The 25,432-nt window shown below is 44.5% G+C and carries 16 protein-coding genes and 2 pseudogenes; 10 read left to right on the top strand and 8 right to left on the bottom strand.

Annotation, left to right across the window (positions count from 1 at the left end; genetic code table 11):
* Positions 1–90 precede the first annotated feature (90 nt).
* Both KHN78_RS16870 and KHN78_RS16865 read right to left on the bottom strand, forming a co-directional pair.
* On the bottom strand, positions 91–2,808 hold the full coding sequence (locus tag KHN78_RS16870; protein ID WP_211917446.1) for an SO2930 family diheme c-type cytochrome: 2,718 nt from the start codon (positions 2,806–2,808) through the stop codon (positions 91–93).
* Between the two features lie 38 nt (positions 2,809–2,846).
* Positions 2,847–4,133: an outer membrane protein transport protein gene (locus tag KHN78_RS16865; RefSeq protein WP_211917444.1), complete on the bottom strand. Its 1,287-nt coding sequence runs from the start codon at positions 4,131–4,133 to the stop codon at positions 2,847–2,849.
* A 744-nt stretch (positions 4,134–4,877) separates the two neighbouring features.
* Here KHN78_RS16865 and KHN78_RS16860 point away from each other — a divergent pair.
* Complete coding sequence (locus KHN78_RS16860) at positions 4,878–5,153, top strand: nitrogenase-stabilizing/protective protein NifW (RefSeq protein WP_211917442.1); 276 nt, start codon at positions 4,878–4,880, stop codon at positions 5,151–5,153.
* Between the two features lie 164 nt (positions 5,154–5,317).
* Here the strand turns inward: KHN78_RS16860 and KHN78_RS16855 are convergent, their stop codons facing one another.
* Together KHN78_RS16855 and gloA are read right to left on the bottom strand one after the other, a co-directional pair.
* Complete coding sequence (locus KHN78_RS16855; protein ID WP_211917440.1) at positions 5,318–6,418, bottom strand: alkene reductase; 1,101 nt, start codon at positions 6,416–6,418, stop codon at positions 5,318–5,320.
* An 11-nt stretch (positions 6,419–6,429) separates the two neighbouring features.
* Positions 6,430–6,815 (bottom strand): annotated as a pseudogene (gene gloA, locus KHN78_RS16850) (lactoylglutathione lyase).
* Positions 6,816–7,615: 800 nt separating this feature from the next.
* Between gloA and KHN78_RS16845 the strand changes: the two are divergent.
* Both KHN78_RS16845 and KHN78_RS16840 read left to right on the top strand, forming a co-directional pair.
* Positions 7,616–8,755, top strand: a complete 1,140-nt coding sequence (locus KHN78_RS16845; RefSeq protein ID WP_211917438.1) for an exonuclease SbcCD subunit D — start codon at positions 7,616–7,618, stop codon at positions 8,753–8,755.
* Positions 8,756–8,764: 9 nt separating this feature from the next.
* A complete protein-coding gene (locus KHN78_RS16840) occupies positions 8,765–11,821 on the top strand; it encodes an AAA family ATPase (RefSeq protein WP_211917436.1) in 3,057 nt (1,018 codons plus the stop codon).
* A gap of 128 nt (positions 11,822–11,949) precedes the next feature.
* Here KHN78_RS16840 and KHN78_RS16835 read toward each other — a convergent pair whose 3' ends face one another.
* Complete coding sequence (locus tag KHN78_RS16835) at positions 11,950–12,327, bottom strand: cystatin domain-containing protein (RefSeq protein WP_211917432.1); 378 nt, start codon at positions 12,325–12,327, stop codon at positions 11,950–11,952.
* A 311-nt stretch (positions 12,328–12,638) separates the two neighbouring features.
* Between KHN78_RS16835 and KHN78_RS16830 the strand changes: the two genes are divergently transcribed.
* The 7 genes and pseudogenes from KHN78_RS16830 to KHN78_RS16800 all read left to right on the top strand — a co-directional run bounded on the left by KHN78_RS16830 (position 12,639) and on the right by KHN78_RS16800 (position 20,208).
* On the top strand, positions 12,639–14,810 hold the full coding sequence (locus KHN78_RS16830; protein ID WP_223917823.1) for an immunoglobulin-like domain-containing protein: 2,172 nt from the start codon (positions 12,639–12,641) through the stop codon (positions 14,808–14,810).
* Between the two features lie 345 nt (positions 14,811–15,155).
* A complete protein-coding gene (locus KHN78_RS16825) occupies positions 15,156–15,695 on the top strand; it encodes an adenylate kinase (RefSeq protein ID WP_211917426.1) in 540 nt (179 codons plus the stop codon).
* Positions 15,696–15,794: 99 nt separating this feature from the next.
* On the top strand, positions 15,795–16,223 hold the full coding sequence (locus KHN78_RS16820; protein ID WP_211917423.1) for a hypothetical protein: 429 nt from the start codon (positions 15,795–15,797) through the stop codon (positions 16,221–16,223).
* A gap of 27 nt (positions 16,224–16,250) precedes the next feature.
* The gene (locus KHN78_RS16815; RefSeq protein ID WP_211917420.1) at positions 16,251–16,778 is read left to right on the top strand and encodes a histidine phosphatase family protein; all 528 of its coding nucleotides are present in this window, start codon (positions 16,251–16,253) and stop codon (positions 16,776–16,778) included.
* Positions 16,779–16,834: 56 nt separating this feature from the next.
* On the top strand, positions 16,835–17,371 hold the full coding sequence (locus KHN78_RS16810) for a lipocalin family protein (RefSeq protein ID WP_211917416.1): 537 nt from the start codon (positions 16,835–16,837) through the stop codon (positions 17,369–17,371).
* A 10-nt stretch (positions 17,372–17,381) separates the two neighbouring features.
* Positions 17,382–17,534 (top strand): annotated as a pseudogene (locus tag KHN78_RS16805) (YcxB family protein); the annotation flags it as partial.
* A gap of 517 nt (positions 17,535–18,051) precedes the next feature.
* Positions 18,052–20,208, top strand: a complete 2,157-nt coding sequence (locus tag KHN78_RS16800; protein ID WP_211917412.1) for an SEC-C metal-binding domain-containing protein — start codon at positions 18,052–18,054, stop codon at positions 20,206–20,208.
* A gap of 420 nt (positions 20,209–20,628) precedes the next feature.
* On the opposite strand, the gene gcvP is transcribed toward KHN78_RS16800, so the two are convergent.
* The 3 genes from gcvP to KHN78_RS16785 all read right to left on the bottom strand — a co-directional run bounded on the left by gcvP (position 20,629) and on the right by KHN78_RS16785 (position 25,346).
* Positions 20,629–23,493 carry an aminomethyl-transferring glycine dehydrogenase gene (gcvP, locus tag KHN78_RS16795; protein ID WP_211917409.1) on the bottom strand — a complete coding sequence of 955 codons (2,865 nt, stop codon included), beginning with the start codon at positions 23,491–23,493 and terminating at the stop codon, positions 20,629–20,631.
* 124 nt (positions 23,494–23,617) lie between these two features.
* Positions 23,618–23,998: a glycine cleavage system protein GcvH gene (gcvH, locus tag KHN78_RS16790; protein ID WP_009704500.1), complete on the bottom strand. Its 381-nt coding sequence runs from the start codon at positions 23,996–23,998 to the stop codon at positions 23,618–23,620.
* 52 nt (positions 23,999–24,050) lie between these two features.
* Positions 24,051–25,346: a serine hydroxymethyltransferase gene (locus KHN78_RS16785; RefSeq protein ID WP_211917406.1), complete on the bottom strand. Its 1,296-nt coding sequence runs from the start codon at positions 25,344–25,346 to the stop codon at positions 24,051–24,053.
* Positions 25,347–25,432 lie beyond the last annotated feature (86 nt).

Here is a 25,432-nt window from a genome sequence, read left to right as displayed (position 1 = left end):
CTTTTTATTTTTTGGTTTTAAGAATAATAATTGCTTGTTAATGGCCACTTAAACGGTCTGTGGCCATTGACACTTTTGCGTTAAGTAGAGTTACTCTACGCAGCTCCAGCCCGTTGTATCAATCGAATTTATCCAATCGGCAATGAGTTGTACGCCCTCATCGTGCACAACGTGACGACCTAATTCAGGCATCATATTGCCATTGTCTACATTGATGCGATAGTGAAGAACAGAATTAGCAGGATCACCCGGTACAATCACATAAGGAGATGGCCCTTTGTGGAACGTAATGCCTCGTGCACAAATGCCCATTTCACCAATACCCTCACGCCAGTATTCAAATTTAAACGGATTACTTGCTGCTTTACCTTCAGTTCGGTGACAGTGTGCACAGTTAACATCAAGATAGGCTTTTGCATAATCTAATAGGTCGGCATCAGTGAGGTTAGCTGCGCCCAGTTCTGAATCGAAGATTGGTGTCTTCGGTAAGTTTTCTGGCGTATCAGGCAACGGTTGAGAGAATAGGCCAAGCGTCTCCCAATGCACAAGTTGGTTCACAGGTGAGCCGTTAGTGACATCTTGCACGCTATTCAAATTGCGAGCCTTAGGGCCAATTGGAGAGAAGCCTTTTGGTTGTGTGTTGCCCGTTGGATCTGCAACATCATCCTCGACCTTATGACAAAGCGTACATTCGTTTCGACTTGGGACTTCATAGGTGAAATCTAATGTTTTGCCGTTGTGCATTAGGCTGCGTTCGAATGGCACCGATACGGCAGTTAGGTATGCATCGGTTTTGTCTTCATTCCATACGTATGGAAGCGCAATCCAACCACTGTCACGACGAATAAGTAGGCGAGTTTCAATCAGTTCTTCGTTTTCTCCACGCGCATTTTCTGTGCTCGAAGGAAGTGCGAACGTTTTAATCAATACGGTACCTACTGGGAAATCGAATACCTCCTGCTCACGATAGCTTGCTGCGAAGTCATTCGGCATGACAACAAAGCGGTATTTGCGTGCGTAATCGGTAAAGAGTTCTACGTTCATTTCATACAATGTACCTTTTGCAGAAGTCGCCAAGTTGAGGTTTTGGGTTGGATCTTTGGCATCTTCAAAGAGATTGTATTGAGACAAACTCATGCAGTTTTCACCATAGGTGTCACTTTCTCGAGTGATGGCATCCCAGTTGATGCCCGCTAAACCCTCAATCGAACAAGTGGCATTGCCTACGATACCGTTTGGTGTATCAGGATTATCTGGGTCAGTCGCGCCGTCTTCTGTTTGGTTGTAACCATATACCACACCATCGATGGTCACGGTGTTGATATCTAATGGTTGTTTGGAATCACAGCCGGCAGTGAGCAATGTCGCTTGCTCATTTTCGAAGAGAAAGTCTGCATTGGCAGGGTCTTCGGCATAACGTGCAATCGCGGTTGGATCCGTATTATCGACTAATACACCGACACTCGCGCCGTTATTTATCAGACAGTTGTTTGCTGACTCTGGAAATTCAGTAAGATAGTTCCAGTTTGTTGTTCCCGTCATGCCGTTCAACGCGTCGCGGATCGGCGTGAACATTTGAGAGCGGATCAACGATTCTCCCGCGCCATCATAGAAGAGAGCAGGGAAAGCTTGATGATTGAGGTTATAGGCTAACACCATTTCTTCAATCAGCGAGCCATTTGGGTTAGCGCCCGTATTGGTAATGGCGTTGTCATGAAAATACATGCCCGTAGGAACTGGATTCCAACCTTGCATGATAGCATTGCCCTCAGAGGTTCCATTCAGTGGGCTGTAAGCGTTAGGATCGCCATTGACTAATAAGTAACTGGTCATCGCTAAGGCCATTGAATCGTGGTTGGTAATAGTGTTATTGAAGAACTCACTATTTCGGCCAGATAGAATGACCACACCTGTACCAGGAGGGACAATCCCAACAACGCCACAGCCGCCTGGTCCATTTTGACAGGTGGTATCAACGTAATTCACAAGATTGTTGTCACGAATGACATTGTCAAAGATACGCACATCGTCGATCAAACGACCAATGCTTGTTGCACCAGGTAGATCAAACAGCAGAACGCCACCAGTATTGCCTAGTGCGAGGTTGTTGTAGACATCGACGTTTGAACTGTTCTCGATTTCAATACCGGCAATGTTCTTCTCCGCTACATTATCACGAATGACTGCACCGATGGTTTGGCCGACATAAATCCCCGCATCTGCACTGCCGTAACTCCATGTATCTTCGATGAGTACGTTTTGTGATTTAACAGGGTAGATCCCGTAAGTACCACGTAAGTTACCGTCTTCATCGCGGGCACGGGGTACTTCTAACCATACCGCCGCAACGTCGCGAATAATAATTCCCTCGACACCGTCGGCTTTTAGACCATTTTTGGAGGCTTCGGCAATTTGTAAGTCAGAGACAGTAATATTAGAGCCGCCACTGATTGCGATGCCGTCTTTACCATCAACGTCGCTAAAATCGAGATAGGTTTGGTCAATACCAGCGCCACGCAATATTAAGTTATTTTTTGAATCGACCGTCAATTGGTTGTTCATCTTGAAACAACCGGCGGGCAGAGTAACAATGCTGTTATCCTCGGCTAATTCAACCAAGTTCTCTATTGCTGTGACTTGTTCTGCACTGGCCCATTCTTGTCCATTTCCACACAGCTCAGGTGTGCCATATTCAGACAGTGTATATCCACTGGTGGTTTGTGGTTCGTCATAATCTTCACTGTTACAACCAATCAAAAGAGTGGTACTTATCAGCGTAGCGACAACCGTTTTGTTAATTCCGTACATGGTTTGCTTCCCTGTAATTAATTGTTGTGATTTAGTCACTAGAAAGAGTGGTTGTATTGAATGCCATAAACGTAGGCATCCCCCTCAGAACGATATGCGAGATCGACACCTGGTAAAGCATCCGGTTCTAGCGGCTCTTTAAACGTGACTTCTTCTGCATCGATAAAGGTGAAGCCAACGTCGATGCGGCTGTGCTGGTTGAAAGCGTACGTGGCACCAAAGCTGTAGTTGATTCGGTCTGAATCAGGCAAACTAATGCTTCTGTCGTTAACGTTTGGTGTTTCGTCATAAGCAATACCTGCACGAAAGGTGAAAGCAGGGCTAAATTGATAGGTGGCCCCCAGTGCGTACTTGAACGAATTTTCAAAATTCTCGTCTTTCTGCAGTACTTCTTGACCATCTACTGTGGCTCGAATTTCTTCAAATACATCCCAACCTGTCATCATTATGCTGTAGTGAACGGCAAAAGGCGCCGAGATTTGATGATACCCTGAGAACTCAGTAATACTCGGAAGATTAAGAGTGAGGTCTCCCGTTACTTGTTGTCTGGGCATCGTGATGTTGCTTGGAATATCGGAATAATAGTCGCCCTCGAATTCCACATCGACTTTTGAACGGTAACTTAAACCCAAGCGGTGGTTCGGATTGATTTCCCATAAGCCGCCAATATTGAAGCCATAGCCCCAACCATCACCATCCAGTGACTTTGCGATATCGCTTCGCGCAAAGTCTGTACCGTTACCTGCGTTTATTGCATCGGCAAGAATGCCAAGGGTTCTTGTTAGGGTCGCTTTACCATAAACAATACTTGCACCAGCCCCCACGCTGAACGCTTCGTTGATTCGGTAGGCAATCGTTGGGTTAAAGTTGACGGTTTCTAAGCTGGTTTCGCCGCCTATCGGCCCCGCGAGATAGTCATCTGGGTATTCAGTGGCAAGCCCGAAATCAGTGAATATACCTAGGCCCCATGACCATTGGTCATTGATAGGGGCGGCAAGATAAAAAGAGGGGACAATCACATTATCGACAACATCATTGTTGGTGAGCCGGTTATTAAATGAGTCTGATACACCATTACCCGTTACACGGACTTCTGGCATGATGTATGCCGCACCAATGGAAAGTTCATAAGAACCAAACATGGTAATGGCGGCAGGGTTATGAGCGACCACAGAGGCGCCATCAGCAATGGCAGCTTCTCCGGCATTGGCTCGACCCAACCCAGCGGCAGAATGTTCAGAAAGCTGAAATCCAGCGGCAAATAAATTTGACGAACCTAGTGCTATTGATATCGCAAGAGCGATGTTTACATTCCTTGTCTTCATATCACTCTAAAACTCCATGTGTTTTACTGAGATACCCAAGCGATTCTCGCTGAACTTAGTATTTTTGGTTACTTAGTCGAGATTGCTTGGGCATGCTACCTAGATTTAAAATCAACGAATCTAGGTGGTTGAAACTAAATAATGAGTAAATCATCAATCAAAACATAATTTAATTTAACAAATCTGTAACACTGGTTTTTGTAAAATGTTACGCCCATCTCATATGTAAAAATGTTTATTTTTGGCTTGCAACTATATGTAAATGTTATGTTTATCGCTTTTTTAGTTTGAAGTTCAAATTCAGAAAAATAGTGATGTTGTTTGAGAACTTGGAAAATCAATTACCGTAGTTCTAACAGTAAAAGTGATTCGTAAAGCTTTACATTTGGTACGACAGTTTTAAACGATTGTTTGAATGTTGAACGGGCGTGATACTGGCGTTAGGCCGGAATGGCGTGTTTGATGGGAGAACGAATATTGAAATTATTTTGATATTAGAGCTTTTACGTAAGGAGCTAGGCACGCATTTGTTCGTTTTTTCGGTTGGACTAAACACATCGATCGGACAAAGCACATCAGTCGGAACAAACACCAGGCTGAATAAACTCAGTTCAACTCAGTGTACGTTGCGTGCCGATGCGCAAAATAGAATTCATTTGTGTGGTGGTTTGCGACGCATCAAAGATCAGGTTTGTGGGAAAACGTATATTTACCGCTCCGTTGATGAATCCAGAAAAGAAGGCTATGAGCCAAAACGATATCCAAGCCAAAATTGCCAGTTTCACATGCATTGAAGAAGCGTTGGATTACTTTGAGATAAGCTTTGACCGACGCTTTATAGACACGAACAGAGTGGAACTCGTAAAACGCTTTAATGGCTATTTGATACTCACTAAACCTGATGATTGGTTTTCTGGTCGACGCGCATTGAAGAACGCTTATTGCAAAGTTCAGCGTAGTTTGTTGGATAAAACCACACGCTCAGCATGCCGCGGCTGCACTTCTTGCCAGCGTCGCTAGGTTCTGTATTTAATTTTCTAGTTTCTAGTTTCTAGTTTCTAGTTTCTAGTTTGTATTTGTTAATTTCAAAAAACAAAACCCCGCTGCGTTACTCTGTAAATGAACGTAGCAGGGTTTCTTGTTAATCGCTTAAATCTTGCCGATATGGTGATCAGCTTGGACGCTTAATTTGCTTGGTAAGCAGGGTAGTCCAACAGACCTTTCTCGTTACCACCAAACAGCGTCGCAGGATCGTGAGCCGCTAACGGGTAATCGTTTTTGATGCGGTTCGGTAGATCAGGGTTCGCGATGAATGGACGACCAAAGCCAACCATATCTGCTAAGCCGCTTTCTAGCGCTTGAGCCGCTTTTTCTGTGTTGTAACGACCCGCATAAATGATCGTGCCTTTGTATGCTTCGCGAACGGCTGTTTTGAATTCAGCTGGTGTGTCTGGCGCATCATCCCAGTCTACTTCTGCAATGTGCATATAAACGACGTTCAGTTTATCAAGAAGTGCCGCAGCAGCAGTGTAAGTTTCAACCGGTGTCTTATCAACGGTGCCGTTTAATGAAGTAAACGGAGCAAGACGAACACCAACGCGCTCAGCACCAATCGCTTGAGTCATTGCTTCAACCACTTCGCCAAGGAAGCGTAAGCGGTTTTCAATCGAGCCGCCGTATTCATCTGTACGATGGTTTGCTTCAGAATCAATGAATTGGTTGACAAGGTAACCGTTCGCTGCGTGAAGTTCGATGCCGTCAAAGCCTGCTTCAATCGCATTTAGCGCAGCTTGTCGGTATTGTTCGATAACGATTTTGATGTCTTCTTTGGTCATTTCACGTGGCTCAACCACCTCAACAAAACCTGGTTCATCAGTGCCATTATCGATAAATACTTTCACGTTCTCTGCTTTTAGCGCAGAAGATGAAATTGGTTGCTTGCCACCAATGTTGTCTGGGTGAGTGACACGACCTACGTGCCAAAGCTGAGCGAAGATTGCACCGCCGTTTGCGTGTACAGCGTCAGTGACTTTTTTCCAGCCTGCAGTTTGTTCTTGGCTGTAAATACCCGGTGTCCAAGCGTAACCTTGGCCCATAGGTGAAATCTGTGTGCCTTCTGCAACAATCAAACCCGCAGAGGCACGCTGTGCGTAGTACTCAGCCATCATGTCGTTTGCGACGTTACCAGGTTGGCTTGCACGAGAGCGAGTCATTGGTGGCATAACGATACGGTTTTCAAGCGTGAGAGAACCTAATTGAATAGGTTGGAACAATGCATTTGTCATGATAAACCTCGTTATTTGCTTGTTTGGATTAATTCGATTTGGTAGCCGTCAGGGTCTTTGATGAAAGCGATGTGCGTCTCACCACCTTTCATTGGGCCAGGTTCGCGAGTCACGTTGCCACCAAGTGCTTTGATCTTGTCGCACGCGGCATAAATGTCTTCACAACCTAGTGCAAAATGGCCAAATGCGTTACCTAGGTCATAGCTGTCCGTATCCCAGTTGTAAGTAAGCTCGATAGTGGCACTATCAGGTTGATCGGCATTACCAACAAACACCAGAGTATAACGGTATTCTGTGTTTTCAAAGCGATCAAGCACACTCATGCCTAGGACGTTGGTGTAGAACTCAATGGACTTATCAAGTCAGTGACACGGACCATAGTGTGAAGAAATTTCATATTTATCCTTATTTCACGAACTGTGGGCTTACCTAAAACTAAAGCTAAGTCCAATATTCTGCGGGTTGAACGTAAGATAAATAAAAATCAGGGAAACATGAAATTATCAATAGTTATGCTTATTATAATTTTACGTTATGTAGAGGCGGGTAATTTCTTATTGCTAACTTTATGGTAACTGTTCTTTATGGCATCTGTCCTGGGTGATGAAAGCGAAGCAATAACAGAGAGGCTAATAGTCTGCGCGACTAATGTTAATGTGAGCATTTTCCTGATAAACAAGACCAAGAAATCAGAGCAATAGATTGGGGTTTATGATCATTTTTCGTTGAGCACTGGCATTGGTTGTAAAAGTGCGTCGAGCTCTTCCTTGGTTAGAATATCATTGATAGTGGTTGAATGAGAGTTTTGAGCAAGGGACAGTTGAGCCTGATCGATCAACTGCCTCTTTTGTTCGGGAGTTAACTCTTTGAGCGCGCTCAACAAGTGTTTAAAGCGATGGTTTGTCACACTCTTGTACCTCTACAAATAACTATTTAAGACAGCAGCAATCTAACGATTAACAATAAAAGAACCTATAACAGAATAAAGATAGTAGTCTGATTGCATAAAAGCAAGCGAGAAACATGAAGATTTAGTGAACTTTCGTGAGTTTGCTTATTAGGAAATGTCGATGAGTTTGTGGCTTAGAATAGTCTTTTTAGTTCAAGCTTAACAAACCACATGAAAAGCTTATGAAGTCAGGATATCCTAGCGAAATAATAAGATAACGCCATGTTTATGGTAGAAAGTGAATTCGAATGAAGTTTATCCATACCTCTGATTGGCACCTTGGCCGCCAATTTCATAACGTCTCATTGCTGGAAGATCAGCAAGCGGTTTTAGAACAGTTAATTCAATATATTCAAAATAACCCCGTTGATGCAGTCATTGTGGCGGGTGACATCTACGATCGCTCCGTGCCGCCGACAGTGGCTATCGAACTGCTTAACTGTGTAGTAAGGCGCATTTGCGGTGAATTAAATACCCCAATGATTTTGATTTCTGGTAACCACGACGGTGCAGAGCGTTTGGGGTTTGGCTCTGAACAGATGAAAAATGCGGGTCTACACATCATTAGCAACTTCGAAGACATGCTGAATCCTGTCGTTATCCAAACCAAAACAGCAGGGCTTGTTGCTTTTTATGGCATGCCTTATAACGATCCTGAACAAGTTCGCTTTGCTTACAAAGAGGCTGTTTCAACGCACGATGAAGCGCACAAACTATTGGCCGGGAAAATTACCGAACAGTTCCAAGCAGGGCAGCGAAATGTATTGGTCAGTCACTGCTTTGTTGATGGTGCGATTGAGTCCGAATCTGAGCGTCCGCTATCGATCGGTGGTTCTGATCGTGTCAGCCACGAACACTTCCTTAACTTCGATTATGTGGCACTAGGGCATTTGCATCAGCCGCAGAAAAAAGGTGAAGAGTACATTCGTTATTCTGGTTCATTGATGAAATATAGCTTTGGTGAGCAAAACCAGAAGAAAGGTTTCACGCTGGTGGAGCTCGATCAGAATGGGTTTGTTTCTGCTGAACATATTGATCTCATTGCGCCTCATGAAATGCGAATCATCGAGGGCGAGCTTGAGCAAGTCATCGAGCAAGGCAAGACGGATCCTAAGCACGAGGATTACTTGTTGGTGCGTTTAATGGATAAGCACGCGATTTTAAATCCAATGGAAAAGCTACGTGCGGTGTACCCCAATGTTTTACATCTTGAAAAGCCAGGAATGCTGATTGGCGTAGAGCAAGAGATGGCTCAAGCAAAACTGGCGAGAAGTGAAATTGATATGTTCCGAGATTTCTTTATTGAAGCGCAAGACAGTCATTTGTCGCAAGAGCAAGATCAGGCGATCAGCGACATCATCAAGCAACTTTCCCAGCAATCTCAGTAAGGACCAAAGATGAAACCAATTAAACTGACGATGCAGGCTTTTGGTCCGTTTGCTCAAACGGAGACCATCGAGTTCGATAAGCTTGGCACTAACCCGTTGTTTTTGATTAATGGGCCTACTGGATCGGGAAAAACTTCGATTCTTGATGCAATCTGCTTTGCGCTTTACGGCGAAACGACAGGCAACGAACGCCAAGGCATTCAAATGCGTTGTGATATGGCATCCCCAACGTTGCCGACAGAAGTGATGCTTGAATTTTCCCTGAATGGTAAAGGTTATCGTGTCATTCGTTCTCCAGAACAGGAAGCACCAAAAGCCCGCGGGGAGGGCATGACAACGCGCAAACATACGGCTGCATTGTATGAAATAACGGGTGAAGAAAAGCTCATCACCAGCAAAACAACCCAAGTAAAAACAGAGATTACCAACATTATCGGTTTGAACGAAACTCAGTTCCGCCAAGTGATGGTGCTCCCTCAGGGTAAGTTTCGAGAGTTGCTATTAGCGACATCGAAAGAGCGAGAAGAGATCTTTGGTCAACTGTTCCAAACGGATATCTACAAAAAGATTGAATTCGCGCTTAAGGATAAGGCAAGCTCAATTAGTAAGGCAAAAGGCGAGTTTGATAACCAAATTCGTGGTGCGTTACAAGTGGCGGAAGTCACCACAGAGCAAGAGTTGTTCGAACGACAAGAAGAAACGTTTTCAGAGTTAGAGAAAGCTCAACGTCAAGAGCAAGAATCATTAGCTCAGCTTAATACGGTCAAGTCTGTCATTCAGAAAGCAGAAACGCTTAATAGTGAGTTCAAAAAACGAGAGCAAGCTGAACTTGCTTTGAAACAACACGCTCAACAAAGTGAAGCGATTTCAACTCGTCAGTTACAGTTAGACCATGCGAAGAAAGCGAGCAAGATCGAGTTGCCTTACGTCACGCTGCAAAACTCGAACAAACAAGTGCATGAGTTGCAGCAAAAGGTGGCGAAGCTTTCTCAAGACGTGACTTTGGCAGATGACGCTGCCAAAGCAAAAGATGCAGCACTTAAAACCGCTAAAGAACAAGCGAATCAATTGCCCAAGCTGACAGAGTATCAATACCAACTCGAAAGTCTAAAAGGAAAGTTGGTTGAAAAAGAGGCGCTGGACAAAGCGATTGCAACTGGCCTTGTGCAAAAGTCAGAGTTTGAAGAAACACTGAAGAAATATGTCGCGTTAAAAGAAAAGCTCTCGCAAGAGGCGCTTCAAGGTCAGCAAGCGCTGGATCAAGCTCGAGTCGATGTGGCGAGTACCGGCAGTGTTGAAGCTGAGATAAAGCAGCAGCAACGTTTGATGCAAGATCTCCAGAAGCTGAGTGGTTTGAACCAAGAGCTCACAAAGTTGGAGGCCTTTACTCCAAATAAGCAGGCATCCGTTAGTGAAGCTAAATCTCGATACGAGGCGCTTCAGCGTTCGGCAGATTCGCTTGAATTGAACTGGCACAATGCTCAAGCAGCCGTATTGGCTCAGCGCCTACAAACAGGTGAAATGTGCCCAGTGTGCGGTAGTCTCGATCACCCTCAGCCCGCGCAGTTTGTTGGTGAGGAAGTGACAAAAGAGCAGGTGCAACAGGCGCGAAATCGAGAACGAGAAGGGCAAGTTGCTCTTAACCAACTGAGTAATCAATTGGAGCAGCACAATATTGCGCTCGCGCAATACAAGCAGCAAATAGAACAAATAACAGAAGAACTTGGACCACATGCAACAATGGATTTGGGCGGTTTACAAGCCTCAATGCAACAGCTCAATGCGCGTTTACAGCAGTTGTCGTCGATCAACTTGGTTCAGCTTGAGCAGAACGTTAATGAGCTAAATCAGCGTTGTGTAGTCGGTGAAAGTAAGATCAATGATCTTCAAAACCAAATGGCTGCGAATGAGTCGACGGTTAAAGCGAATCAAGAACAACTTACGAAGCTTGTCTCGACATTCGATGAGAAATACGCGTCTCTTGAAGTTCTAGAACAAGACATTGCGACGGTTAAGGCACAAATAATCGAGTTGAACCGTGGTTTAGAAGACGCACAAAATCAATTGCAGCAGGCGATATTGGCTAAGGCGAACATCGAAAGTCAATTGACCACGCATCAACAATGGCTCAAAGAAGCCACAGAGCGATTGGATGCAGCGAAAACTGATTGGGAAACCGCGTTAAAGACGAGTCCTTTTGCCGATGAAGCGCAGTTCCTCCAGAATAAAGCAGATGAACAGGTGTTGCTGACTTGGCAACAAGAAATCGATGCATTCACACAATCAAAAATCAAGCTGGAACAAACGCTTTCCGATCTCGAACAAGCCTTAAAAGATGCTGAAGAGCCTGATATGGAGGTGCTTAACGCTAACCTAACCACTGCTTCTGAGGCGTACCTTGTAGCAAGAAATCAGCTCGACAGTCATCGCTCGCTCTTTGAGCGTTTAGAGAAAGTAAGAAAGGACATTACCAGCTTGCATGAAAAAAATGCCAAGCTTGAAGATGAGTATAAAGTGTTTGGCACCCTGTATGATGTCGCCAGTGGTAAGACGGGAAGCCGCGTCAGCCTACACCGATTTGTTCTTGGTGTTTTATTAGACGATGTTTTGATACAAGCATCGCAGCGATTAAGCCTGATGAGCAAAGGTCGTTATATCTTAGCTCGTAAAACCGATGGTTTTAAGGGGGCAGCAGGTCGAGGTTTGGATCTGGTGGTTGAAGACGGGTATACCGGGAAAACACGTGATGTTGCTACATTGTCTGGCGGTGAATCATTCATGGCCGCGCTAGCCTTGGCGCTTGGTCTATCCGATGTGGTTCAGTCATACAGCGGTGGTATTCGTTTAGATACCCTGTTTATTGATGAGGGCTTCGGCAGCCTAGATCCGGAATCGTTGGATCTTGCGATTCAAACGTTGGTTGATTTGCAGCAAAGTGGTCGAATGATAGGCGTCATATCCCATGTGTCAGAACTTAAAGAACAGATGGCGCAGCGCATTGATGTAGCACCATCACGTTTAGGTTCTACCGTTTCAGTGAAGTCTCAGATGGTATTGGATTCTTAATTGGTACTGGTAAAGTAGGTAAACAAAAAACCGCTAGATTACGGCATGTAAATTAGCGGTTTTTTGTTATCCAGCTTCAAAATGCTTGGTTGCAGCGATGAGTATATGGGAATACGAGTCTATGAGTATTATTGCTCGCAAAAGCGTCCTTGTTTTGGCGATTGCGTAATGGCATAGTCACCATCAAGGTTTCTATAAACAACCGTATTCCAAGCGGAACCATCAGTTAATTCAAACTCGATTGCGTAATTCACACCACTTACGATCTGAGCATGAACCGTGAGGATCTGCTTGAATGAAGAGGGATTTTCCATTTTATTAAGGACGAAGGCCATTGCCTTTTGAACGTCAGGGGTAGCATCAAATTTGTTCCACCCACCTGGCATATTTCCTTGTGTATTACATACATCTGCCGAGGTTGTTTGTTGTGTCGCTGCATCCTGTTGTTGGTGGCATCCAACCAGTAGAACTAGGAGCGTACAAGCTGACACTGTTTTCAATTTCATAAAAGAACCTCTATTTTGCATGCGCGCATTATAAAACCTGCCTATCTCCACCAATGTCTGATTTATGCAAACTTTTGATATGAAGTGAGTTAAAACCCATGATTTGGGTGAGAGATTATCCCAAGATAATTTGAAACCACTTGAGTAATTGATTCGCTCCGTGAATTAAGATCACAGTTATATACAGCATTACAAAACCATGACATTTAAACGCGTGCTTATTCGCTAAAGCGAGCAATATAATCCGGAAAAATTCATCGCTCCCATGTAGGGCGGTTGGATTGATTCATACGGTGAAGCAAATAGGAATAATAATGAAAAAAAATACGCTATATCTTGCGGTTGCATTAGGGTTAAGTGGTCTAACAAATGTGGTTTCTGCGAATGAAATGGTCAACCCAGACGCGGGCGTTGTTGTTGGGTATTGGCATAACTGGTGCGACGGCAGCGGCTACAAAGGTGGTAATGCACCCTGTGTAACATTGGAAGAGGTTGACCCAATGTATAACGTGGTCAATGTTTCATTCATGAAAGTGTTTAACACCAATGAGGGCCGCATTCCAACTTTTAAGCTCGACCCTACTATTGGCCTTTCGGAACAGCAATTCATTGAACAAATCGAGACATTGAACCAGCAAGGCCGTTCGGTTCTCATTGCGCTTGGTGGTGCAGATGCACACGTAGAACTGAAAGCTGGCGACGAACACGCATTCGCACAAGAAATCATTCGCGTGACAGATAAGTATGGCTTTGATGGTCTAGATATAGACTTAGAGCAGGCGGCGGTTACGGCATCAGATAACCAAACGGTCATTCCTGCGGCACTTCGTATAGTAAAAGATCATTATCAGCAGCAGGGTAAAAACTTCCTGATCACAATGGCCCCTGAGTTTCCATACTTAACTGAGGGGGGCAAATACGTACCATACATTACGGCTTTAGAGGGATATTACGATTGGATTAACCCGCAATTCTACAACCAAGGTGGTGATGGTATTTGGGTTGAGGGTGAGGGTTGGATTGCACAAAACAATGACGAACTTAAACAAGAATTTATCTATTACATCTCTGACTCGTTAGTGAATGGTGCGCGCGGTTTTCATAAGATCCCGCATGACAAATTAGTGTTCGGCATTCCAACCAACATTGATGCAGCTGCAACGGGTTTTGTTAAAGATCCACAAAAGCTCTACGGAGCATTCAATCAACTTAAAGCGCAAGGTCAGCCGTTACGTGGCGTGATGACTTGGTCAGTGAACTGGGATATGGGTACGAACGCATCTGGCCAGTCGTATGGTGAACAGTTCATCAAAGACTACGGCCCATTCATCCATGGTCAAACGCCACCGCCACCAAGCGAGGGGGAACCGGTGTTCAGTGGCTTGAACGATGTGCGAGTGCGCCATGGCAATGCGTTTGATCCTTACGCGGGAGTGAAAGCATCTGACAAAGAAGACGGTGATGTAACAAGCAGCATTGTGGTTGATGGTTCTGTTGATACGAACGCCATCGGAAAATATGTTTTGGTTTACAGTGTAAAAGACAGCGACAACAATGAAACCAAGCAAAGCCGTAACGTTGAAGTGTACAGTCTCGCTCCAGAGTTCGAGGGTGTCATGGACGTTACCATCAAACTTGGTAGTGCATTTGACCCAATGATGGGTGTAAAAGCGATTGATGCAGAAGACGGTGATCTTACTTCACAAGTGCGTGTGGACGGCCGTATTGATGTTAATGCTGTTGGCCAATATACCCTGACATATCAAGTGACTGACAGTGCAAACCAAACGACCACAAAAGTGCGCAAAGTTACGGTAAGTGATGGTACTTCATGTGCAAATGCATGGGATAAAGGTGCCGTTTACAATGGTGGTGATCAGGTTTCTCATCAAGGTGCGACTTGGCGTGCAGAGTGGTGGACTCGCGGTGAAGAACCAGGCACAACGGGAGAGTGGGGTGTTTGGCGTAAAGTTAATGATGAGGGATGTGGTACGCCGTCTCCTGACTTTGATTTTTCGGTTTCGGGCATTAATAACGAATATACATTGAATAATTCGAGTGTTGAGCTCGTTGTGACGCTGACTTCTTCTGACGCTTCTTCAGTTGCAGTAACCGTAGAAAATAGTGTCAATGCTGTCGTATTTGATCAAGTAGTACAAGTGAATGGTGATTCGCCACTTCGTATTGCTCTTAACCACATCGAAGCCGGTCTCTTTACATTTGAAGCGATTGCGACTCCAGATGATGGTGAAGCGGAAACTGTTACTCGTCAATTTAGTGTTGTTGAAAGTGCGGTTACACCACCACCGGGTGACTACCCACAATACGAAGCCGGCAAAAACTACGCAGAGGGTGACATTGTAACAGGCGTGGATGGTCATATTTATCAGTGTAAACCTTGGCCATACACAGGGTGGTGTTCAAACCCGTCTTATGCACCAGGTGAAACGGTTTATTGGTCAGATGCATGGGACAAGCTGTAAAGCCTATTGCGGATGTCCTAATGACGTTAGGCGCTAAAAGTGCCGTGTTGAATGGCTTAGGTTATCCTGAGTTGAGGTTGACGTAGTCATCCTGCGTGATTTGTTTAGAAAAGATGATCATAGCCTTCAGTTATCTGGAGGCTTTTTTATGTGTACGGTTTCGCATATTACCGCTCCTCCACTCGACGTTAAATGTTCTTTTGTTAGCATCTTGTGGTTTTAGTTAACCATTTTATTGTTTTGGTTAACTATTTGATTATTTTAAAGACTATCGGATTGCTTTAAATACTATCTGATTACTCTAGAACAATAGCATCCAGTTCATTCCATCGAAAAGGATTTTGCATGAGACGCATTAATGTTGTAGGCAGTAGTGGCAGTGGTAAATCGACATTTTCTCAAAAACTCGCAGACACGTTAGATGTGACTTACATTGAAATGGATGAGCTATTTTGGCTACCTAACTGGGAACAACGTGATGATGAATCGTTTTTTGAGCGAATAAAAAACGAAACGCAACGAGACAGTTGGGTGCTGGATGGCAATTATACGCGAACGCAGGCGTACAAATGGGAGCGAGTTGATACAATCATTTGGCTTGATTACTCCAGATCATTGACCATGTATCGTTCTATTACTCGTTCGATAAAGCGAGCTTGGACTAAGCAAGAACTTTGGAGTGGTACAGGGAATCGAGAAAGTTTTCGTAAGGCGTTTTTAAATAAAGACTCGGTGATTCTCTGGTCAATACAGAACTATAAAAGTCGACGAGAAAGGTATCTGCGGTTAAAAGATCAGTTAAAGGATTCACCGATCAAATTCATACACATCACATCGCCTAAAATGGCGGATGATTTTCTGTCATTGGCTAAGCTCTATCAGTGACAGTTTCTGCCTTTTCGCACGACATTTGCGAGGTGCTCCAACAAAAGCAATCAAGTTATTCAGTATTATGATTAGCACATCAATGACCAAAGGATGCACATGCAAATAGTAAGTTGGCTTCAGCTCTATCTTCGTGAATCAGATGGAGCACCGATTCAAGAACTCAGCGATCTTAATCCTGCCTTGGAACAAAGCACGCTGTTTAATGATTGGAAAGCGTCTAAGCGAGAGATTAGATTGGATGAAGTCGTTGATCGCTGTTGGATAAAATCGTGTACCGCTGGCTACATCACTGAAGTTTATATGCACGCCGATGGAACGTTAGACGAGTACACTCTGTTTGATCGCTTGCATACCAATGGCGTTTGGGAACTCGTAGAGGGTGTACTCCACCTTACAATACGCAAAGGCGAAAATACTTACCAAATGTCGATTGTTGGCAATAGAAATTCTGCGATTCATTCAGCAATAGAATACAAAAATGGCCAAGTTCATTCTTACCTAAAACTTGCGGCCATTTCCCAATAAATACTGACCGTAGGAAGAACACTCGATATGGAAATCGTTTTTGTTCGTCATGGTGTGCCCGATTTTTCGTTAGCGGATGCGCGTGAAATGACGCAGCTTGAAAAAGATTATGCACCACTAAGTCGAGAGCACGCCTCGACACTCAAAGAGCAGCTCATGCATCCTATTTTTGACGATGCGGATATCATTGTCAGTTCCCCTTATACACGAGCACTGCAAACGGCGGAATTGATTAATCGTCATCGCGGGTTAGAGCTTTTCGTTGAACATGACTTAAGGGAGTGGCGGGCGGATCGGCATGGCGGTTATATTCCATTAAAAGAACGCGACCAACGTTGGCATGAATATCGAGCGTTATTGAAAGCGGAGTTGCCGATGACGGATGAACGCTATGAGCATGTCGATGAACTAAAAGCGCGCGTAGAGGCAGTACTGACTCAATTTAAACAGTATAAGAAAGTGATTGTGGTGAGTCATTTTAATGTGTTTGAAGCCCTGCAAGGCTTTCAACACGAGGCTCTGTCTTGCGGGGAGTTCAGGGTAATTTATTGGTGATCGATTTTTTGCTTTCTATAGTAAAATCAAATGCTAATTAAATGTTGGGTTGTTGTATGAAATCTCTTAAATTACTTTTCCTTGTATCTCTTACTACGCTATTTGGTTGTACTTCTAAACCGGATGGCGTTGAGCCTGTCAATAATTTCGAGCTGAAACCGTATTTAGGTAAATGGTATGAAGTGGCACGGCTAGACCATTCTTTTGAGCGTGGTCTCTCAAACGTAACCGCAGAGTACGAGTTGCGAAAAGACGGTGGTGTTACGGTGATAAACCGTGGATATTCGGACGAAGAACAAGCGTGGAATCAAGCCGATGGCAAAGCGTATTTCGTTGGAGATGAGAACACCGGACACTTAAAAGTCTCGTTCTTTGGTCCATTTTACTCATCTTATATTGTGTTCGAACTAGGGCAAAACTATGACTACGCATTTGTTTCTGGCTTTAATCATGATTACCTGTGGCTACTTTCAAGAACGCCAACGATAGACGCAACCACCATCGAACGCTTTAAACAAGTGGCGAAGTCAAAAGGCTTTAAACTAGACGAGTTAATTCTTGTTGATCAAACTCAATCAACACTTGGTAATTAGGTACGACAGAGTCGCTTGGAATGGAATCGACTAACTGGAACAAGCCAACTTAGGCTTCATCATTCATCTGGGTAAATATCGTCAATGCGTTAGTAATTCTTGTTTAAATGAAGAAGTAATGGCGTTCATGGTAGAGCAGCACACGGCGCCAAAAGTGAATTAATATTGATGAACGCAACAAGGCTTTGGTCAAAACTGAATCATCAAATTTACATTAAACAAGGCAAGCTAATTGGTTCGCCTTGTTTGTTTTTCTTGGTCATCGTGAGTCAACGCGAGGCTAGGAATCTCAAAAAGCGTGCTTTCTAAGCGAATGGCTAAATTGGCCGATGGAGCATGCGGTTGGAAGATTCTGAATCATGCTCGTCCCTCGCGGTTCAGAATGACGAGGTTAAAACGCCGGACGAACTATGCTTTTGTCGGCCTTTGTAACTCGGAAGTGCCCCAAAGTTTGTTAGATAGTTGAACCACTACACCTAACTCTTCATTGGATGTGCCAATTAGCAATTCATTTGATAATTCGTTCATAAGGGCTGTTAATGTCACCTTTGATAGGAGCAATTCAAACTCTCAGGTGGCTATGGTCTAACGATTGGGTGCGTATAGATGCATAGGTCACAGAATATAGAAAACCTAAAATGTAAACTTCGCAATAATTACAATTTTGTTAGGGTTTTATAGTGTCATTAAAAGAATCGCCTGAAAAAGCTGCCTTTCTGAAGCTAGAAGAGTTATGTAGTCGAGATGGTTTCATCCATGTGCTGTCTTACTTATCCAGAAGAGACTGTACATTTGGGTATCAAGGCGGTGTTAGTGGTGAAAACCTTGGGCACTTCTATAGCCCAGATAGGCTTATCAGAACCGAGTTATCAGTGTTACATGGATTGATTCTAAAAGCTGGGGGTACAGCGGTAAACATATCTGATGATAAAATTCGTGACTGGTGTCTAGAAGCAGAGGGGCTTTTGGCGGAAATACATGAAGCCTTAAAGGATTCGGGATACCAACGATTTACTAGAGAGAACATGAAGTTAGGTATGGAAGACTTCTTTTCTCATGAAGACATTATTAGGGAGTATGTCTTCTATAGTGCAGAGCAAGCATTTGATTTTCAGTTTGCTGAGCTTGCTCGTGAACGATATCGGAATGACTCAGTTTGGATGACTGAAAATGTTGGTTTCGACATAAATGAAGCTTACTCAATATACAAGTCGATTATGGGGCAGCTAAACGAAAATATGACCGCATTAGCTCAAGGTGGTGAAACTGATGCAGTCTTCAAATCATACCTATCTTGCAATGAGTTAAATTTAGGAAGCTTATGTGAATCTACAGGTCTTCAACAAAGTAAAGTTACAGCCTTCCTTGACGCATTTTCACCAACATCTGAAGATGATAACAGTGCATATAATTCTATCGACGATGTAAACGTCGTTAATTTCAAGCCGATTACAAAGGCTGGAAGCAACTACTATTTGTTTCAAACCACATCCCTTGCACAGTCGATATATGAAAGTCCTATATTCTGGATGCGCTCAGACAAGGAGTACATAAATACGGCTGTAAAACATCGTGGGGAATTTACCGAGAGCTTTGCCTTTAAGCGACTGAAGAATATATTTGGGGAAGGAAACGTATATTGTAATTTAGATATCTACAAGAATGCTTCGGAAAAAATAGGTGAAGTGGATATCCTTGCCAAGTTTGGGACAAAGTTTCTGATTGTGCAGGCTAAGTCGAAAGGAATGACTATTCCAGCTCGACAAGGAAAGGTTGGCCTAGTCAAAGATGATTTTGTTAAGGGAGTTCAGAATGCTTATGACCAAGCTGTAGAGTGTTCTAATGCGTTACTTTTAGACGAAATTACTATCAAAGATATTGATGGGAACATTATTGATTTAGGGGTAAAACCAAACTCTTGTTATCCGATATGCTTGACCTCTGAAAGTTATCCGGGATTATTATTTCAATGTCGTCAGTATCTCAAGCATCAAGAAGAGGAGTTATTAAAGCCTCCGTTCGTTATGGATGTATTTTTCTTAGACATACTGACTGAGTTTTTGAACCAGCCACTATTTCTATTGAGTTACATTGATAGACGAAGCAGTTATCTTAATGAAATAGTTGCTAGTACGGAAATTGTACTTTTAGGCTTACATCTCAAAAGAAATCTTTGGCTTGAAAAGGATTTCACCATGATGAGTCTACATGACGATATTGCCGCTGATTTAGATGCAGCGTTCATGGTTCGTCGAATGGAGTTGTCTGGTTCGAGGATGCCGGATGGTATTCTAAAGAGATACTCAGAAGGTTTTATCAGCAAGCTTCTTTTTAAGCTTCAGTATGTAAAAAGAGATGAGCTGACTGATTTTGCTTTCACTTTGATGAAGTCGAGTGGTGACTTTTTAGATACACTTGATGCTGCAGTGACAAAGATTTGCTTTGAAACAATTCAAGATAGTAGAAGTCATGATTTCACAGTGTTGTTTGATAGTGAAAATGGCGGGTTGACAATACATACCTCTACTGGAAACAGAGAAAAAGGTAGAGAAGCTTTGCGTTCACATATGTATGCAAGGAAGTACAAGGAAAAGCAAGACGTTTGGCTAGGTGTAATAGTAGACCCTCGCTCAGAAATGGTTCTGGAGATATGCCATATCGAGGAAGAATGGTGTTTTAACGCTGAAATGGAAGAAGGTATAAAAAGCTTAAACCTAAAACCAAATATCTCTCCATGCTTAAAAACTATGAAGAAACAGTTAAAGTTTAAAGTAGGTAGAAATGATAAATGCCCCTGCGGTAGTAGTAAAAAGTACAAACGCTGTTGTGGCGTTTAGGTTGGCAACAGGAATGCTACTCTGATAGCTACTAGTGGAGCGACAATCTAGGTGATATTAGTTGATATGACTTTTCTACGATAAAACTAAGTGCTTGATTTTCAGAGTGACTGAAGGAGCACGCCTGGAAAGTGTGTATACGGCAACGTATCGAGAGTACGAATCCATTAAAGAGGTCTATATGACCTCTTTTTCTATATCTAGCGGTGGTTTCTCTAACTCAGAAATGTCCAAAGATGAGTTTCAATTCCGACGCATAATAGTGTGACGCATAAGAGTTAGCTCTTTTTCATCGATGTCTTTCATTTTCAATTCTAGCTAAAAGAAAAAGCGAGCCATCCGGTTCGCTTTTCTTTTGTAAAGTTTAAGTCACAAACTTAATTTAGTCACAAACTTTATTGTGATGTGACAACCACAAAATCAGTCTTCGTAGACATCAATCGTAGGGCACGAGCAAATCAGGTTACGGTCACCATAGACGTTATCTACGCGGTTAACAGTTGGCCAGTACTTCCAAGATTTGGTTGCTTTTGATGGGAAGCAGCCAAGCTCACGAGAGTAAGGGCGATCCCAATTATCCGATGCTAAGTCCACTTGAGTGTGTGGTGCATTTACAAGTGGGTTATTATCGAGCGGCCATTCACCGTTTTTCACCATTGCCATTTCTTCACGGATTGCGATCATCGCATCACAGAAGCGGTCCAGCTCTTCTAGATCTTCCGACTCTGTTGGCTCAACCATTAGCGTGCCTGCAACAGGGAACGACATCGTTGGTGCGTGGAAACCGTAGTCCATTAGACGCTTGGCGATGTCTTCTTCGCTGATGCCGGTTTCTTCTTTCAATGGACGAATATCGATAATACATTCGTGCGCAACGCGGCCATTCGTACCACGGTAAAGAACAGGGTAGTGCGGGCGTAGTGTCTCCATCACGTAGTTCGCGTTAAGAATCGCTACTTTTGTTGCATCAGTAAGGCCAGTTTCACCCATCATCGCAATGTAAGCCCAAGAGATTGGTAGGATAGAAGCACTGCCCATATCCGCTGCAGATACGGCAAAGTTTTCACCGTCTGCACCGTTTTCAATGTGACCCGGTAGGAAAGGCGCTAGGTGCGATTTCACACCGATAGGGCCCATACCCGGACCGCCACCACCGTGTGGGATACAGAACGTTTTGTGTAGGTTTAGGTGAGAAACGTCTGAGCCGATGAAGCCCGGCGTGGTTAACCCAACCTGTGCGTTCATGTTTGCGCCGTCTAGGTAAACCTGACCGCCCGCGGCATGAACCATTTCACACACTTCTTTCACTTGCTCTTCATACACGCCGTGTGTCGATGGGTAAGTGATCATGATGCTTGATAGGTTGTCTTTGTGCTTCTCGATCTTCGCTGTGAGATCGTCGATGTCGATGTTGCCTTCTTCATCACACTTAACCACCACCACTTTCATTGACACCATAGACGCTGTCGCAGGGTTAGTACCGTGCGCAGAGCTTGGGATCAAACATACGTTGCGGTGACCTTCGCCACGGCTTTCGTGGTAACGTTGAATCGCGATAAGACCTGCATACTCACCTGATGCACCAGAGTTTGGTTGCAGTGAGAATGCGTCGTAGCCTGTGATTTCACATAGCTTCTCTTTCAGATCTTTCGCTAGTGCTGCATAACCGGCGGCTTGTTCTGCTGGTGCGAACGGGTGGATCGAACCAAACTCAGGCCAAGTGACTGGAATCATCTCTGCGGCTGCGTTCAGCTTCATCGTACAGCTACCCAGTGGGATCATGCCGTGCGTTAGCGAGAAGTCTTTGTTCTCTAGCTGTTTTAGGTAACGCATCATCTGTGTTTCACTGTGGTGCGTGTTAAACACGGGGTGCGTTAGGTATTCTGTTGTGCGACGCAGTGCTTCTGGAATCGCTGCAAATTCGTTGCCTGCGATTTCCGTTGATAGTGCTGCGACTTCTTCTTTCACACCGAATACTGCGAACAAGGCTTCTACGTCTGCCACGGTTGTGGTTTCGTCGAAGCTCACGCCTAGCTGAGTACCCAACTTACGTAGGTTGATGTCTGCGGCTAGTGCTTTCGTGTATAGGTCTTCAGTATGTGCACCAGTGTTGATGGTGATGGTGTCGAAGAAGCTGTTGTGGGCAAGCTCGAAGCCGCCTTTGGTTAGGCCAGCAGCGAGGATGGCTGTCATGTGGTGTGTACGACGTGCAATGGTGCGTAGACCTTCTGCGCCGTGGTAAACCGCGTAGAAAGACGCCATGTTCGCTAGTAGAGCTTGAGCGGTACAGATGTTTGATGTCGCTTTTTCACGACGGATGTGCTGCTCACGCGTTTGCATTGCCATGCGTAGTGCTTGGTTGCCGTTGGTATCGATAGAAACACCGATAACACGACCAGGCATAGTGCGCTTGTGCTTGTCACGTGTTGCCATGAAGGCTGCGTGTGGACCGCCATAACCCATAGGAACGCCGAAACGTTGTGCAGAGCCGATTGCGACGTCTGCGCCCATTTCACCCGCAGGTTTCAGTAGGGCAGAAGCCAATAGGTCAGTCGCGACGGTAACGAGCGTTTTATTCGCTTGCGCTTTGGCAATGATGTCCGTTAGGTCGCGAACTTCACCCGTTGTACCAGGGTATTGAACGAGTGCGCCGAATACGTCTTGCTCTGGCAGTGATTCTAGAGAACCAACTAGCACTTCAAAGCCGATGAATTTCGCACGAGTTTTTACTACTTCGATGGTTTGTGGGTGAACGTCGTCAGCAACGAAGAACACGTTACTCTTGCTCTTACCCGCACGCTTACACAGTGTCATCGCTTCTGCGGCTGCCGTTGCTTCATCCAGCAAAGACGCGTTCGCGATTTCCATACCAGTAAGATCCATCACCATTTGTTGGTAGTTTAGAAGCGCTTCTAGACGACCTTGTGAGATCTCTGGTTGGTAAGGAGTGTAAGCGGTGTACCAGCCCGGGTTTTCCATAACGTTACGTAGAATGACGTTTGGCGTGAAGGTGTTGTAGTAACCCTGACCGATGAATGTACGTTTAACTTGGTTCTGATCGGCGAACTTGCGCATCGCTGCCAGCATATCCGCTTCACTTTTCGCTTCTGCCAAGTTTAATGGCTGCTCTAAGCGAATTTGTGCTGGAACGGTTTCGTTGATAAGTGCGTCAAGGCTTACTGCGTTGATCGCTTCTAACATTTTTTGTTGGTCAGATTTGTTTGGTCCATTGTGGCGAGCAACGAACTCATTTTGTGTGCTGAGGCTTTGAAGTAATTCAGTCATTGTCCTTTACCTACTCCTTGGTTCGGGTAACGGAAATGGTCATATGACACATTTAATTATACGTCCGAACCTAGAAAAAAAGCTGCCCACTTGTTGATAGGGGACAGCTTTCGTATTGTCCTAATTACTCTTCTTCGATAGAGCTTAGGTATTCTTCCGCATCTTTTAAGTCATCCAACTCAGATGGGTCTGAAAGTTTCACTTTCACAATCCAACCACCTTCGTATGGTTCTTCGTTGATTAGCTCTGGGCTGTCTTCTAGTTCTTCGTTGATTTCAACTACTTCACCAGTGATTGGCGAGTAGATGTCTGAAGCGGCTTTTACAGATTCCACCAAAGAAAAGCTTTCACCTGCTTCGACTTCATCTTCCACGTCTGGTAGGTCAACGAATACCACATCACCAAGCATCTCTTGAGCGTGCTCTGAAATACCGATAGTTACTGTGCCGTCACCGTTGTCACGTACCCACTCGTGGCTATCTGTAAACTTCAGTGTTTTGTCCATTGCTTAATCTCCAAATAACTTGTCAGGAATTAATCTGATCTAATAAATCGTTTTATTGGTAAAGAGGGTAACGGTTGCAAAGTTCTTTGACTTGTTTGCGAACGCGTTTTTCAACGATTGCGTCACCATCAGGGTTGTTAACCAAACCATCCAGTACATCGCCAATCCAGTTACCAATGAGTTTGAATTCTTCAGCGCCAAAGCCGCGGCTTGTCCCCGCAGGCGTTCCTAAACGGATGCCCGATGTAATCATAGGCTTCTCTGTATCAAAAGGGATGCCATTTTTGTTACATGTGATGCCGGCACGCTCTAGCGCCTCTTCTGCTTTGTTGCCTTTCAAGCCTTTAGGGCGAAGATCAACCAGCATCAGGTGCGTGTCAGTACCACCAGTTACGATGTCGCATCCGCGAGTTTGCAATACTTCAGCTAGAACTTTTGCGTTATTGATCACTGAATCAATATAAGTTTTAAATTCAGGACCAAGCGCCTCGCCGAACGCCACTGCTTTAGAAGCAATCACGTGCATCAGAGGGCCACCTTGAAGGCCAGGGAATACTGCTGAGTTGATTTTCTTAATGATGTCTTCGTGATTGGTCAAAATCATACCGCCGCGAGGGCCACGCAGTGTTTTATGCGTTGTAGTCGTGACAACGTGTGCGTGTGGAAGTGGGCTAGGGTGCGCGCCTGTAGCGATAAGGCCAGCGATGTGCGCCATGTCGACCATAAGAATGGCGTTAACTTCATCTGCGATGGCACGGAATTTTGCGAAATCGATAGTACGTGGAATCGCACTACCCCCAGCGATGATCATTTTTGGTTGATGCTCAATAGCGATTTGACGAACCGCGTCGTAGTCGATTTCTAGTGTTTCACGGTCAACGCCGTATTGAACCGCATTAAACCACTTACCAGAAAGCGCAGGACGTGCTCCGTGGGTGAGGTGGCCACCAGCGTCAAGAGACATACCCATAATGGTATCGCCTGGCTGAAGTAGCGCCAGTTTTACCGCGCCGTTCGCTTGCGCCCCAGAGTGAGGTTGAACGTTTGCGTATTCGCAATTAAAAAGTTTCTTCGCACGTTCGATAGCAATGGCTTCCACAGTATCAACGTGTTCACAACCACCATAGTAACGGCGACCCGGGTAACCCTCAGCGTATTTATTGGTTAGGCATGTGCCTTGTGCTTGCATGACCGCTTTAGAAACGATGTTTTCAGAAGCGATAAGCTCGATTTGTTCATTTTGGCGAGCGAATTCTGCCTGAATACCGGCAAAGACAGCGTCATCTGTCGCAGAAAGGTTGGTAGAGAAAAAGTTTTCTAGGCTGTGGTTAGGGTAACTCTTGTTCATGGTAGTTGACCTTCCAAATCTGAAAATGAACCCGCAGTAGAAATAGTTGTTGGAGTGCGATGGTGGTTCATTTGTCTTCAAAACAG

The organism is Vibrio sp. B1REV9, from assembly GCF_905175395.2.
In the GTDB taxonomy this organism is placed as follows: Bacteria; Pseudomonadota; Gammaproteobacteria; order Enterobacterales; family Vibrionaceae; genus Vibrio; species Vibrio alfacsensis.
Note: the sequence above shows the minus strand (reverse complement) of the source record. Positions and strands in the feature narration are given on the sequence as shown.

Bases quoted from the DNA above. Each gene is read 5' to 3' on its own strand.
- KHN78_RS16835 (WP_211917432.1), bottom strand. From the start codon at position 12,327: ATGAAATTGAAAACAGTGTCAGCTTGTACGCTCCTAGTTCTACTGGTT.
- KHN78_RS16810 (WP_211917416.1), top strand. From the start codon at position 16,835: ATGAAATCTCTTAAATTACTTTTCCTTGTATCTCTTACTACGCTATTT.
- KHN78_RS16820 (WP_211917423.1), top strand. From the start codon at position 15,795: ATGCAAATAGTAAGTTGGCTTCAGCTCTATCTTCGTGAATCAGATGGA.
- KHN78_RS16845 (WP_211917438.1), top strand. From the start codon at position 7,616: ATGAAGTTTATCCATACCTCTGATTGGCACCTTGGCCGCCAATTTCAT.
- gcvP (WP_211917409.1), bottom strand. From the start codon at position 23,493: ATGACTGAATTACTTCAAAGCCTCAGCACACAAAATGAGTTCGTTGCT.
- gcvH (WP_009704500.1), bottom strand. From the start codon at position 23,998: ATGGACAAAACACTGAAGTTTACAGATAGCCACGAGTGGGTACGTGAC.
- KHN78_RS16815 (WP_211917420.1), top strand. From the start codon at position 16,251: ATGGAAATCGTTTTTGTTCGTCATGGTGTGCCCGATTTTTCGTTAGCG.
- KHN78_RS16855 (WP_211917440.1), bottom strand. From the start codon at position 6,418: ATGACAAATGCATTGTTCCAACCTATTCAATTAGGTTCTCTCACGCTT.
- KHN78_RS16865 (WP_211917444.1), bottom strand. From the start codon at position 4,133: ATGAAGACAAGGAATGTAAACATCGCTCTTGCGATATCAATAGCACTA.
- KHN78_RS16860 (WP_211917442.1), top strand. From the start codon at position 4,878: ATGAGCCAAAACGATATCCAAGCCAAAATTGCCAGTTTCACATGCATT.
- KHN78_RS16840 (WP_211917436.1), top strand. From the start codon at position 8,765: ATGAAACCAATTAAACTGACGATGCAGGCTTTTGGTCCGTTTGCTCAA.
- KHN78_RS16870 (WP_211917446.1), bottom strand. From the start codon at position 2,808: ATGTACGGAATTAACAAAACGGTTGTCGCTACGCTGATAAGTACCACT.
- KHN78_RS16825 (WP_211917426.1), top strand. From the start codon at position 15,156: ATGAGACGCATTAATGTTGTAGGCAGTAGTGGCAGTGGTAAATCGACA.
- KHN78_RS16785 (WP_211917406.1), bottom strand. From the start codon at position 25,346: ATGAACAAGAGTTACCCTAACCACAGCCTAGAAAACTTTTTCTCTACC.